This window comes from Cytobacillus pseudoceanisediminis (assembly GCF_023516215.1).
Lineage (GTDB): Bacteria > Bacillota > Bacilli > Bacillales > Cytobacillaceae > Cytobacillus > Cytobacillus pseudoceanisediminis.
Genome location: NZ_CP097349.1, coordinates 4,646,687 through 4,659,634, shown reverse-complemented (window position 1 = coordinate 4,659,634; position 12,948 = coordinate 4,646,687). Strand labels below are relative to the sequence as shown.

Here is a 12,948-nt window from a genome sequence, read left to right as displayed (position 1 = left end):
AATTTTTATTACCAGGCGGCAATCGATCCGTCTGTTCGGGCTTCCGTTCCGCCCATGAGCACGCCTGTTTTTGGATCACGCCAGATAATCTGGCCGCGTCCGAATCCGCCTGTATCAACGGTTACCTCGATTTGATGGCCTTTGCGCACCAAAGCCTGGGCAATATGATTAGGGAAGTGCGGTTCAACCTGAACCTTTTTCCCTTCAATCCACTGCCATCTTGGCGCATCAAGGGCTGCCTGCGGATTCAAGTGGAAATCCACTGTATTCATGACCACCTGCATATGCCCCTGCGGCTGCATATAGCCTCCCATCACACCGAACGGCCCAACCGCTTCGCAGTCTTTTGTCAGGAATCCAGGGATTATCGTGTGGTACGTTTTCTTGCCGGGCTTCAGTGCATTATGGTGCTTCGGATCAAGAGAGAAATCGTGTCCGCGATTCTGAAGGGCAATTCCCGTTCCAGGAACGACAAGACCGGATCCAAAGCCCATATAATTGCTTTGGATGAAGGAAACCATATTGCCTTCGCTGTCTGCTGTCGCCAGATAAACAGTACCTCCACGTGGCGGCTGGTAAGGCTCAGGTGTCAGAGCTTCGCCGGCAATCTCACTGCGGCGCGATTCACCGTATTCTTCTGAGAGCAGTTCTTCAACTGTCACTTTCATTTCCGCAGGATCTGTAATAAATGCCTTGCCGTCTGTAAAAGCTAACTTCATCGCTTCAATTTGTTTGTGATATGTATCCACCGTGTCTTTATCGCGGAATTCAAACCCTTTTGCTATATTTAAACCCAAGAGAGCGACGAGACCCTGGCCGTTCGGAGGGATTTCCCAGACATCATATCCGCGGTAATGAACTTTGATGGGATCAACCCATTCCGCCTTGTAATCTTCGAGGTCTTCCTTGGATAGGAATGCATTGTATTTTTTTGAAAAAGCATCGATTTTTTCAGCAATTTCCCCGCGGTAAAAGCTATCGCCATCTGTTTCGCCAATGGCTCTTAAAGTGGCTGCATGCCCTTCAGAGCGCCAGATCTCTCCAATTTCAGGAGCCCTTCCATCTGGAGCAAAGGTTTCAAACCAATGCTGGAATTGGTCATCCGTCAGAATCTGTTTAAACCTATTATAAGCATACTGCCAGTACTTGCCGAGTATCGGTGTTAACGGATAGCCTTTTTCAGCATAATCAATTGCGGGCTGGAGGACATCTTTTAACGGAAGCCTGCCGAAACGCCTGGAAAGCTCAGCCCACGCGGATGGAGCACCAGGCACCGTAACCGGCATCCAGCCGTGCGTCGGCATTCTTTCGATGCCTCTTTCCTTTAATGCTTCTATGGAAATGGACTTTGGAGCAGGGCCGCTTGCATTTAATCCATGCAGTTTCCCTTTTATCCAGACTAGTGCAAATGCATCGCCGCCGATTCCGTTTGATGTCGGTTCAACCACGGTAAGAGCAGCCGCTGTTGCAATTGCTGCATCTATGGCATTTCCGCCTTTTTTCATCATATCTAATCCAGCCTGTGCAGCAAGCGGCTGGGAAGTAGCCACCATGCCGTTATTCGCCATGACGGTCGTTCGCTGTGATGTGTATGGGTGGCTGTAGAAATCAAAGTTCATGGAGTTCACCTCTGTATTAAAGTGTTAAAATAATTAATTCTGATTATATCAAATTATATAAATATTATGTTAGTATTTATTTCGGAAAACTAAATTAATGATGAAATATTGACAAAGTCCGGGGTATACAATATGATTTAGCTATAAATTGAATAGTTTCTCCTAAAGGGGAGTAGCTTTTACAGCAGAGTCGTCATTACGGAGCAAATGCTCTCGGCTTTGTTGGCAATCTAAACAATTGTTAGCAAGACCTTTACCAAATTCGGTAGAGGTCTTTATTTATGGGCCTTTACCACCGCGGTAAAGGCCCTTTTTATATACAGGCCCGCACCGCCACACGTTTTACTTTATAAAATGGAGGAATAGGTAGAAGGAAAATTTCTTGAAACTTTATCATGAGTAGCACGTAAAGAAGGAAACAGCAAAACTGTGGTGTGAGCGAGCAGCTCCCCCTAAAAAATTAGAGGAGAGATCTTTGTTGATTTTACGAAAATACATGTCAATGCTTGGAATAGGCTCTGCAAAAATTGATCTGCAGCTGCCAAAGCTTCAATATACGCCAGGGGAAAATGTGAGCGGAATCTTCCTGATTGAAGGAGGAACCATTGATCAGCAGATTAAGCGGATTGAGTGTGACCTGGTCATGGCGTCGCCTGAAGAAGAGAAGGAGGAAGTGATCGGGACATCGACCATTCTATCCACCAAGGTCATTGAATCAGAAGAAACCAACAAAATGGACTTTAACTTCCAGCTTCCTGAAGACATTCCCTGCTCTGCACCAGACCGGATTTTTCAATTTAAAACAAGACTGATTTTTAACGAAGGCGTCAAAAGCGCCGACTTGGATAAAATCACGATTATTCGATAACCAATCCTAAGGAGGAAGAAACGAGTGTAACATATCCCCTCTTAACCAATAGAAATTTATAAAAAGAGGAGATTCATACCTAATTGAACACTTTGCAAAAGTGGCTAATTTTATTTACGTTTTGAAGCATACTTGAAACAAGCTATCTATCAGCTGCCACACTTGAGGTGAAAAACCCGCCGCGCATTCAGGTGTCAGTTCCCATTCAGCGAATGAACTAGAAAAAGGTGAACTAAATGAAGTTTCTCAAACGCATCAAATTTGTATTAAAATTTTGGAAGTTCCTGCCCTTCTTAAAGGATTACTTTCTATCACCGGAAGTAACGGCCGGTAAAAAGCTTTTCCCTGTTGCGGCCGGACTTCTTTATATCCTTCTGCCGCTCGATCTTGTACCCGACTTCCTGTCGATCTTCGGCTTTACGGACGATATTGTGATTACATCGTTTGTTCTTCAGCAAATGGTGAAAATGGCACCGGAATCATTGAAGCGAAAATATAAGGTCCTGGAGGAATGATGTTGAAGCCTGTGAATGCAGGCTTTTTTATTTTGCCATTTTTTCGAGTCAGGGTCTGACTTCAGACTTAAGACCTCCGCCTTTCTGCCGATAATAGGTAAGGCGAAATACAACAACATGGAGGTCTACCTTGAAAAAACTACTACCTATTCTGCTTCTATTCAGTCTACTTCTGGCAGCCTGCTCTGCCTCTGAACAAAGCACAAACCAAAATAAAGAATATAAAATTGGCATTCTCCTATCTGATACAGGCCTGGGGGATGAGTCTTTCAACGACTCTGCCTTCCGGGGACTTGAGAAAGCGCGTGATGAGCTGGGCATTCTTTTTGATTATAAAGAAGCCCCCGACGGAAATTTTGAAAAGCCTCTTGAAGAGCTTGTCAAAGAAAATAATGACCTTGTCATCGGGCTGGGCTTTTCCGCACAGGAAGCACTCGAAAAGACGGCAAAGAAATATCCCCAGCAGCAGTTTTTGCTGATTGATGCCGTTTCCGAGCTTGATAATGTGGTCTCACTTACGTTTAAGGAGCATGAAGGCAGCTTCCTTGTCGGGATGCTCGCTGCCATGACAAGCAAAACAGACAAGCTGGGATTTATCGGCGGTGTTGATGTACCTGTCATCCATCATTTTGAAAATGGATTCATTCAAGGCGCCAAGCACTTCAATCCGAAAATAGAAATTTTATCAGAATATACCGGAACCTTTGGGGATGCGGCTCTCGGTGAAAAAGTCGCCGAGAAGCAAATTGCGGCAGGTGCTGATTTTATCTACCCTGCTGCCGGATTCACCGGTTTTGGCGCACTGAAAAAGCCGAAGAAAAAGGCGTGCTTGCCGGCGGGGTCGATTCCGACCAGTATTTTGTTGCGGAAAAAGCCGTTGCCGCATCAATGGTCAAAAACATCGATATTGCTGTTTTTAACTTGACGAAAGAATTGACGGAAAACGGAAAAATCGAAGCTTCATCCTATGTATGGGGACTGGCAGAAAACGGTGTCGGTCTATCTGAAATCCGCGTCATTTCCTTAACAGAGGAGCAGAAAGCGGCATTGAAAAAAGCAACTGAAGACATAATCAATGGAAAAATCACAGTAACAGCTGAATAAAGGAGCATCCAAGATGACATTACGAAACCGCCTTATTATTGTCACGCTGATCCCACTTGTGCTATCAGTCAGCATGATAGGCTTTATCATATACCAAACGTTACACATTCAAAGCTCCGCTAAAGATGATGTGGACCTTTTACTGAAAGTGAAGGACCTGGAGCAAAGCCTGGTTGTGACAAGCCAGTCACTTGCCAATTATACCTATAATTCCAGTGATGCCAACAAAGACGAGGCACTAACCATGATGACAGAAGTCCAGGAAAACCTGGCTGCCCTCTCTTCGGTTGCCTCAGTTCCCGGGCATAAAAAAATTATCGGCAGCATTGAAGGAAAATATGCAGAGCTGTCGGATGTATCCACCGAAGCCTTTGAAAAAGGAAACAAAGCGGAAATCAAGCGCCAGAGTATAAGAATATCCGGTATTTTAAATGATATGCACCTTTTAAAGAAGCGCACAAATGAATGGTATGAAGGCATTCTTCAGGAAACCAGCCAGAAAATCGCCTTTATCACGAATTCCTCCCTAATTGGAAGCGTACTGCTAATCTTGTTATCAGCTATTTTCTCATGGATGGCTGCGAGAAAGATTACAAAACCAATTAATGCGATCGTGGATAAAGCAGAGAAAATTTCAGAGGGAGACTTAACAGCAGACCTATCGCAGCTTACTTTTAAAGAGAACAGCCGATATGAAGTGGATAAACTAACGGAAGCTTTCTCAAAAATGGTGGTGAATCTAAAAGGAACCGTGCAATCCATTGAAGAAGTCAGCCAAAATGTAAAAGGATTTGCCGAAGATGTGGCTTCTTATATGACCAGCTTAAATGAAAGCAGCAGCCAGGTGGCTGTTTCAACGGATGAACTGGCGAGAGGCAGCCAGGCCATCTCTGAAGACGTCCAGGCTACCGCTGAGTTAATGAGCGTAATGGGGGAGCAATTTTCAGCGGTCCATCATTCCAGCGAGCAAAGTGCCACACAAAGCACACAAGCATTGGAATCTGTTGATCAAGGCAGAGTGTCTTTAGAAAAACAAATGAAACTTGCTGAAGAGATCTCCAGTTCTTCGAACCATATTAGAAGTTCAGTCAGTGAATTTGCCCAGTTCACCAAGGAAATTGAAGGGGCAGCCAACACGGTTAAAGATATTGCGGATCAAACCAATCTGCTGGCCTTAAATGCGGCTATTGAAGCAGCCCGTGCCGGTGAAGCCGGAAAAGGATTTGCGGTTGTGGCAGAAGAAGTACGGAAGCTCGCCGATTCTTCTTCAAAAGCAACAGATTTGATCGCCTCGATGGTCAGCAATATCCAAAATGGGATCAGCAATATATACACAGCTACTGAACAGGGACATGCCCTTTCAAAAGAACAATCCCAATCGATGAGCGAGACAGAACAGGTTTTTGAAACCATTTCCGGACATGTTTCCGGCATTCACAGCCATCTGGAGAAATTGGTTGAAGATATGAAAACCTCCAGTGATATGAGCCAGCAGGTCATTAGCGCTGTGGAAAACATTTCGGCGGTAACAGAGGAAACAGCTGCTGGGACTGAGGAAATCTCAGCTTCTACGGAGGAACAGCTTCGCGCGTTTGAGCAGGTTATGGTGAAGGTGGAGCAGCTGAAGGAAATGACTGGGGTTATGGAGAGAGAATTGGAGAAGTTTACGGTTTAGGGGGATTTTTGGAAGTGTCGTTTTACTGAAATTGTGAACGATGCAATTAGGTCGGGAAAACCTGCAAATAGAAGTATAATTCTTGCAAATAACTTCGGCATTTCTGCAAATAAAACGGCGAATTTGCAAATAGCAGACCAATTCCTGCAAATAGCCCAATAGTAAACCCAAACAAACGAAAACCCCGCCTCAGCAGCGGGGTTTTCACGTTTTATTATTGCGCTTCAATCAGACCATAACGGCCATCTTTACGCTTGTACACTACATTGGTTAAGTTAGATTCTGCATTCGTGAACACGTAGAAGCTGTGGCCCAGCATGTTCATCTGCAGGATCGCCTCTTCGCTGTCCATTGGCTTCAGGTCGAAGCTCTTTTGGCGGACAACTTCAAGGTCGTTATCCTCCTCTTCCGCTTCTGGCGCCTCTATCTCATTTTCCAACGCTGCAAAAACAGCAGTCAGATTGCCTTTTTCGCGGAATTTGCGGTTCACTTTTGTTTTATGTTTGCGGATTTGGCGCTCCAATTTATCGGTAATCAGATCAATCGCTGCATACATATCATCATGATCTTCCTCTGCACGAAGTACCAGATTCGGCATCGGAATCGTTACTTCCACTTTAGAACGGTTATTATTATACGTTTTTAAATTTACATGTACATTTGCATCAGGAGTTTCAGTAAAATACCTTTCTAACTTAGCAATTTTCTTCTCTACGTACTCTCTAATTGCTGGAGTTACCTCAATGTTTTCACCACGAATGTTGTAATTCATACGTGAACTCCTCCTTCTCATTATACAATGACAGCCTTTTCATTAGCGTTTACTGTGAAAATCACCAGTAATGTCTGAAAAGGAAATGCCTAGTCTTAAAAGTATATTAAGACTATGTATTTATATTTCTATTTTACCCCTAAAAACTCCTGCTGAAACTGGTAAAAAGATTGAGAATATTTGTCGAATTGGTGACGTATATAAAAAAACGAGCAGCTCCTTTGGCTGCTCATCCTTTTATATCAATATTGCCGCCCAAGTGGGGCTGGGCTGCGTGCTGGAGGGCCTGTATCTGAGACCCGCTCATCATCTTATGAATAAATTCTGCATTTCCCTCCGCTTGATCCATGGCTTTCTTCATGATTGAGATGTATGCCTGCTGCTGGACCTGGCCTTGGGATAAGACCATGGACATTAATGGGATATCCAAGGGAACACCTCCTGGCTATTTAAGCCTGATCCTATTTAGGATTGTATATATGGATTTAATTCCTGCTGAATATTTTTATGCCACTCTGCAAATGCGGGATAGAGCTTTTTCGAAATGATCTCCCGCCTAACAGGAAGATCGTCAAAGTTCTGAATAAGCAGTTCAGCCTGATCGGCTACTGCACTAATATCAGCAATAGCCTTTAGCATCGTCTGATTGCCTTGAACAAGATGGCTAAGCTGTTCATGAGCTGAAGCGACTTGAGGGAACGCCTGAAAAACATCACTAAGAAGGCGATCTCCCTCTGTTTTACTGAAATCACTAAAGCTTTTTACTATATAATCAAACGCTTCATCAATGGTATATAAAAGATCGCTGTAATCCTTCATAAAAAGGTACTGCTTTTCGGTCAGGGTCATCAACATTAGTCACCTATTTTCTTTTATCGTAAAACATACCGTCTGTTGCCATAGATTGATAGGGATTAGCATATTTTCCGGTTGATTCCTTTTTAACGCTTAAGTCTTTGATGTCTTTTTGAATAAACAGCTTTTCCCTTGTCATTAGCTGGGTGACTTTTGCATTGAGGCTGATCAGCCTGGCTCCCAGATCCTTTTCGGCGTCTGAATATGGAGGAGCCATGCCAGTCATTTCTTGCTGGCGTTTTTCAAGCAGTATTTCGACGGCATTCATTTTCGCATCACGGTCAAGCTTAGTATGTTCCAGGGTTTTGATTAGCTCAAGTGTTAAATCATAAAACCTTTGAACCGAACTCACTACACTGTGCCGCCTTGGGAGAATTGCTTCTGGCGATTGACCTGGATGACTTCCTTCCATGTGTCTCGGAATTCGGTTACAAGGCCCTCGACTTCATCAAGAATACCTGTATCATTCTTGATATTCGCCTCCATCAGTCTCCGGTTCATATAATCATATAATGACATCATGTTTTGAGATACCTCTACATCCATATTCAACGTCACCATCAGCTCTTGAATAATATTTTGCGCCTTCTGGATATTGGTGTTTTTTGCCTCAATGTTATTGTCCATGATGGCTTTTTTCGCCTGATGGATGAACTTCAGGCAGCCGTTATATAGCATTAGTGTCAGCTCTCCCGGAGATGCTGTATTCACTGAGTTTTGCTGATAAGATTGGTATGGATTGCTTACTGCCATTTGTAACACTCCTTTTTTTACATGCCGCCAAATTGGTTCATGAGGAACATGGACTGCTCATTGGAACGCTGAATCGCTTTTTCCATGGCGGTGAATTGGCGCCAATAGCGGTCTTCCACCTGCTTTAATTTATCTTCAAAGCTATCAATTCGCTTGCCTACATCATTCAATTCCCTGCCGATAGTGAACTGCTGGTTGGTTGAAAAGCTGTTTCCGGCTTTCGTCTTCAATTTGTCCATTGCAGCGTTCACGGTATCATAAAGCCTGTGGGCGATCCCTCTTTGCCCGTCTGTCTGTCCTTCTCCTCTAAAAAGATTCTCAACAGACACAGGATCATCTTCGATTGCCTTTTTCAGGGCGGCTTCATCAATTTCAAGCTTACCGCCTTCTAAATAATTGCTGGTCGTTTTAATGCCGATACTGGCCAGCTGATTATAAAGCGGAGAAACCAGATCATTCGTTACGGGCTGGTAAAAGTTCATCCGCATCCCAGATAAGACAGACTGAAGCGTAGAATCCTTGCGCAAAAGACCGCTTTTCGCTCTCTCTTCCCATTGCTCCTGCTGCTTGTCCGATAGCTGCTCACGCTGTTCATCGGTTAATGGGGTATAGCTTCTATAGCGTTCTTCACCCGTTTTTTCTGGATCTTATCAATCATTTCATTGTATTTATCCACAAATGCCTTAATATTATCAAAAACCTTTGTGGAATCATTGCTGACATTAATGCTGACCGGCTGATCTTCAAACGTCTGCTTAAGAGTAAAGGTAACACCGTTCACTTCAAATGTGTTTGAGCTCCGATTGGTAGCCAACCCATTAATCACAAATTCAGCATTTTTTCCTTCTTCTTTGACTGCAGCCCCTTTAAAGCGCAGAACATCATTCAGAAAGCTTCCGCTTGTCGTGATCTCAGCCCCGCCTTTATTAAAATCACCCGTCTCAGTACGGGTCATCGTCATTTGGCCAGTAGCACTGTCAAAGAACATATTCACACCAGCGCTTGAAGCATTGACTTTACTGATGACATTATTGAGAGACTCACTGCCTGAAATAAGGAAGGAATCATGACGTTCCCCTTTAGAGGTTGACGTATCGACAGAAAACGCAGTGTATTTGTGATCATACGCAATCTCCAGAGTCATCGTTGTGTCTGATCCCTCTGCCGGCTTTTGCATATCAGCATTAAACGTGATTTTACCTGTTTCATAGTTAAGGGTGCCCACCACTTTATTGGCATCATCGAGTATTTCTCTTTCTCCATTTACGATATTGCCCATTGAAAAAGTTTTCTCAGTGGTCGTTCCGGACGCTGTTTCCTTTATCTTAATGCTTTTCACTTCATTCAGGGCACCTTGGGCCAATTGAATAGAGGAAGTGCTGCTTGAAATAACGTGTGAACCCGTCCGTTCAGTAGCCACATAATCAATCTTAATGACACTTCCCTTTGCAGGTTCCTTGCCGAATTGCAGTGTTCCATCTTCTTTTACCAGCACTTCATTCTCTTTTAAAGGACGGTTCGCTGCACTCAGTTCTGCCTCACTGAGCGCATTAAACCCTACCCCATTAACCTTTACACTCCAGGAGCTAAGTTCACTTAGATCCACCTTGGACATATCCCCGAAACTAATGGCAGCTGGATCGGTCACATCAATATTTTTACTTAAAACAGCACCATTTTTCCAAGCACTAGCGACAGAATTTCCATTTGAATCTGTATGATTGCCTTTATACATAAAACTGCTTTCCTGTGCATATAGGCTTTTGCTTGGGTCTATAGACTTTCCATCCGCAGAGATGTTTCCGCCATTCACACGAGTCTCCGCACTAGCCAGCTGTGTTACTTTCGAAATCGAGTAAGAAGACTGGCTTGCTGCACCGCTAGCTGTGGCAGTAACCATTGCTTCATTTGAAGACGTTGTCAGACGTGAGCGATAACGTGTAGTCAGCTTCATCTGCGTCAATTCACTTCTAAAGTCCAGGAGCAGCGTATTCATCGCCCGATAATCATCCCGCTGCCATTCTAAAATTTGTTTCTTCTGCTTTAATTTATCAAGAGGCATCCGTTCTGCCTTCATTAGATCTGATACAAGCTGGTCAATATCCATCCCGCTCGCCAGACCTCCGATTCTAACCAATGAGAACTCCTCCTTTAAATCTTCTTATCTACCATTAGTCCAACAAAATCTGTCATTGCTGCATACATATCCAGCATTTTTTTTGAGGGGATTTCCTTTACTACTTCCTGGGTAAGGTCATCAACTAATGTTACGTAATATTCATTTAACTCTTCGTGAAGAACAAACTTTAATGAAGTGTGAGAAGCTTGTAAGAACTCGTTCATGCTCTCGACTACTTCTGACACTTTCTCTTCCTTAATCTTTTCATTCTGTTTCAGATGAATGTGCTCTTCATTTGATCCTTCTTTTCTGTGAAACTCGCTTGAATCTTTATAAGTATGTACTGTTCTAGTTGTATGAGAAATATTTTGAGACGATACATGATCTATCATTATAATCCCCTACCTATAATAAATAGCTGCTTAGTTTTTATATCGGTATCACTTTAGAATTTTTAATGAGGAGTTTGGTGTGAGAAAATTTCTTAAGGTTAAGAACTTTGAAGAGTTTAGCTAAAAAAATTAATCGGCTTTAAATCTATTTATACGAAAAAGAGCCCTCTTTCCACATTGGATACTTTTATAGTTATGTCTCACGCTTCAGAACTTAAAAATCTGATTTTATGTATATAGCCGTTTCTTAATATAGTATAGGACAGGGAACCTGCCCTATATTCCTTTGTTCCGTTTATTGATTCAAAATAATGTCTAACTTTGTAGCATTTTCACACTTTTCCTTTGCTTCTTCTATTGTTTTCCCCGCACCATCAATTTTAATAGAACTTACAGCATAATAAGGAAATGCTTTCCCTTCATCATACTTAACCACTATACTAACAAGTCTACCTGCAATTTCTTTTTCGTATTCTTCAACTATATTCATTTATGAAACTCCTTAATGTATGAAAAGAGACTCTAGAAAAACTAGAGCCTCTATCAATTAATCTAAAATTAACGAAGAAGTTGTAGAACTCCTTGTGGTTGTTGGTTAGCTTGAGCCAACATCGCTTGTGCTGCTTGAGAAAGAATTGAATTCTTTGTTTGGTTCATCATTTCTTTCGCCATATCTACGTCACGGATACGAGATTCTGCAGCAGTAAGGTTTTCAGAAGATGTTCCTAAGTTATTTACCGTATGCTCTAAACGGTTAGAATAGGCACCCAACTTAGAGCGCTCAGCCGAAACTGTATCAATAGCAGTTTGTATAGTTGTGATTGCTGCTGTTGCTGTTGCTGCATCTGTAGAAATATCTATCCCAGCAGTTACAGTAGCTGCTCCTGAAGTTCCAGCAGTCTCTGCATTACTACCAGTACCATCATCAACTCCTAACGACTTTGCATCCATAGCACCAATTGCCAAAGTAATTGTTTGGTCCTGGTTAGCCCCGATTTGGAATGTTAAATCTGCACCAATTGTAGTGTTAGTTGCATCTCTTGACCCATCTAGTAACTTCATATTATTAAACTCTGTTGTGTTAGAGATACGTGTAATTTCCTTAGCTAATTCATCAACTTCTTCTTGTAAACGAGTGCGGTCAGTATCTGTATTTGTATCACTCGCAGATTGAACCGCTAATTCACGCATACGTTGAAGAATAGAATGTGTTTCATTCAAAGCACCTTCAGCTGTTTGAATTAAGGAGTTTGCATCTTGAGCGTTTTTTGATGCCATATCCAACCCACGAATTTGTCCACGCATTTTTTCAGAGATTGCAAGACCAGCAGCGTCATCTCCAGCTTTGTTAATACGAAGACCAGAAGATAATTTCTCCATAGATTTAGATTGGTTAGTTGATGCAGTATTCAACTGACGATAAGTATTCAACGCCGCAATATTATGATTAATTCTCATTATTAATTTCCTCCTTGAGTATATATCCCACATCCATGTGGTTGCTTTACTAACCAGCAGAAAAGTCGGCCGCCTTTTTGCTGTTCAGCTTTACACTGGTTATATCGACTTATTTTGACAGGTGTTTAATAGTTTGGAAAAAATTTTTATTTCTTTTTAAAAAAGCTGCTTAGGCTTTCGATTGCACTTGCTTCAGTTTGAGTTGCGCTGCTGTTTTCCTGCTGTATAGACAAGTATATTTCTTTCCTATGAATATCAACATTTTTCGGCGCGCTGATGCCCAGCTTTACCTGGTCACCTTCAATAGAGAGGATTGAGATTTCAATATCGTCACCAATCATGATCGATTCTTTAAGTCTCCTTGTAAGTACAAGCATTATCTCTCCCCCTGTTCTTGAGGTGTAATGATTTTATGCTTGATCTTATAAGGTGTTTGATTAAGTATAATTTGTTTGCCTATTTTTTTTGTTTGGTTAATGACCAAAGGGGCCTGCAGGTTAGCGGTTGTTTCCTCAAATGGATCCATTACTGTCAAAATCGCAAAGGTAGCCACATCTTTATCCGATTGAATTTCTAATTTTTCCAATGCCTCTTTTGGCAAATCAAACTCATACTGCGGAAAAAGAACAAACGGATCTGTCACGATAAAAGCTACCTCAGGTGTTTTTACTGACTGAAGTACAAATAAGTCTGTCCCTTCAAGAGGTAATATATAAAACTCCTTTTCCTCTAAAAAACCCGGAATCCCAGATGGAAAATGAATAATATCCTCCTTATTTATCTCCTGCACACCATGAAACTTTGTTTGGATATTCATC

General features: G+C 42.3%; 15 protein-coding genes and 2 pseudogenes. 4 read left to right on the top strand and 13 right to left on the bottom strand.

Features of this window, described 5'->3' with window-relative positions; all coding sequences use genetic code 11:
• Positions 1–8: 8 nt before the first annotated feature.
• Entirely contained in the window at positions 9–1,619 is a 1,611-nt protein-coding gene (locus M5V91_RS24935; RefSeq protein WP_251174159.1) for a gamma-glutamyltransferase family protein, read from the bottom strand.
• A 478-nt stretch (positions 1,620–2,097) separates the two neighbouring features.
• Between M5V91_RS24935 and M5V91_RS24930 the strand changes: the two genes are divergently transcribed.
• The 4 genes and pseudogenes from M5V91_RS24930 (at position 2,098) to M5V91_RS24915 (ending at position 5,781) form a co-directional block, all read left to right on the top strand.
• Positions 2,098–2,487, top strand: a complete 390-nt coding sequence (locus M5V91_RS24930; RefSeq protein WP_009331955.1) for a sporulation protein — start codon at positions 2,098–2,100, stop codon at positions 2,485–2,487.
• A 236-nt stretch (positions 2,488–2,723) separates the two neighbouring features.
• The gene (locus M5V91_RS24925) at positions 2,724–3,002 is read left to right on the top strand and encodes a YkvA family protein (protein WP_009331956.1); all 279 of its coding nucleotides are present in this window, start codon (positions 2,724–2,726) and stop codon (positions 3,000–3,002) included.
• A gap of 130 nt (positions 3,003–3,132) precedes the next feature.
• Positions 3,133–4,106 (top strand): annotated as a pseudogene (locus M5V91_RS24920) (BMP family lipoprotein).
• Between the two features lie 13 nt (positions 4,107–4,119).
• Complete coding sequence (locus M5V91_RS24915; protein ID WP_251174161.1) at positions 4,120–5,781, top strand: methyl-accepting chemotaxis protein; 1,662 nt, start codon at positions 4,120–4,122, stop codon at positions 5,779–5,781.
• A 214-nt stretch (positions 5,782–5,995) separates the two neighbouring features.
• Here the strand turns inward: M5V91_RS24915 and hpf are convergent, their stop codons facing one another.
• The 12 genes and pseudogenes from hpf to fliW form a co-directional block, all read right to left on the bottom strand.
• On the bottom strand, positions 5,996–6,553 hold the full coding sequence (gene hpf / locus M5V91_RS24910; RefSeq protein WP_009331959.1) for a ribosome hibernation-promoting factor, HPF/YfiA family: 558 nt from the start codon (positions 6,551–6,553) through the stop codon (positions 5,996–5,998).
• Between the two features lie 229 nt (positions 6,554–6,782).
• Entirely contained in the window at positions 6,783–6,983 is a 201-nt protein-coding gene (locus tag M5V91_RS24905) for a YjfB family protein (protein WP_251174162.1), read from the bottom strand.
• Positions 6,984–7,018: 35 nt separating this feature from the next.
• Positions 7,019–7,372, bottom strand: a complete 354-nt coding sequence (locus M5V91_RS24900) for a DUF8042 domain-containing protein (protein ID WP_251174163.1) — start codon at positions 7,370–7,372, stop codon at positions 7,019–7,021.
• A 43-nt stretch (positions 7,373–7,415) separates the two neighbouring features.
• Complete coding sequence (fliT, locus tag M5V91_RS24895; RefSeq protein ID WP_009331962.1) at positions 7,416–7,760, bottom strand: flagellar protein FliT; 345 nt, start codon at positions 7,758–7,760, stop codon at positions 7,416–7,418.
• Positions 7,760–8,161, bottom strand: a complete 402-nt coding sequence (gene fliS, locus M5V91_RS24890; RefSeq protein ID WP_251174164.1) for a flagellar export chaperone FliS — start codon at positions 8,159–8,161, stop codon at positions 7,760–7,762. The genes fliT and fliS overlap by 1 nt, the downstream gene beginning before the upstream one ends.
• A gap of 17 nt (positions 8,162–8,178) precedes the next feature.
• A pseudogene (gene fliD, locus M5V91_RS24885) lies at positions 8,179–8,709 on the bottom strand (flagellar filament capping protein FliD); the annotation flags it as partial.
• A 50-nt stretch (positions 8,710–8,759) separates the two neighbouring features.
• Positions 8,760–10,298, bottom strand: coding sequence for a flagellar filament capping protein FliD (gene fliD, locus M5V91_RS24880; protein ID WP_284521574.1), 1,539 nt, complete (start codon positions 10,296–10,298; stop codon positions 8,760–8,762).
• A gap of 14 nt (positions 10,299–10,312) precedes the next feature.
• Positions 10,313–10,672, bottom strand: a complete 360-nt coding sequence (flaG, locus tag M5V91_RS24875; protein ID WP_251174166.1) for a flagellar protein FlaG — start codon at positions 10,670–10,672, stop codon at positions 10,313–10,315.
• A gap of 295 nt (positions 10,673–10,967) precedes the next feature.
• Positions 10,968–11,162, bottom strand: a complete 195-nt coding sequence (locus tag M5V91_RS24870; protein ID WP_251174167.1) for a hypothetical protein — start codon at positions 11,160–11,162, stop codon at positions 10,968–10,970.
• A gap of 68 nt (positions 11,163–11,230) precedes the next feature.
• Positions 11,231–12,130, bottom strand: coding sequence for a flagellin Hag (gene hag / locus M5V91_RS24865; RefSeq protein ID WP_251174168.1), 900 nt, complete (start codon positions 12,128–12,130; stop codon positions 11,231–11,233).
• A gap of 146 nt (positions 12,131–12,276) precedes the next feature.
• A complete protein-coding gene (gene csrA, locus M5V91_RS24860) occupies positions 12,277–12,507 on the bottom strand; it encodes a carbon storage regulator CsrA (RefSeq protein ID WP_251174169.1) in 231 nt (76 codons plus the stop codon).
• Positions 12,507–12,947: a flagellar assembly protein FliW gene (gene fliW, locus M5V91_RS24855; RefSeq protein ID WP_251174170.1), complete on the bottom strand. Its 441-nt coding sequence runs from the start codon at positions 12,945–12,947 to the stop codon at positions 12,507–12,509. Before fliW ends, csrA begins: the two co-directional genes overlap by 1 nt.
• Between the last annotated feature and the right edge of the window lies 1 nt (position 12,948).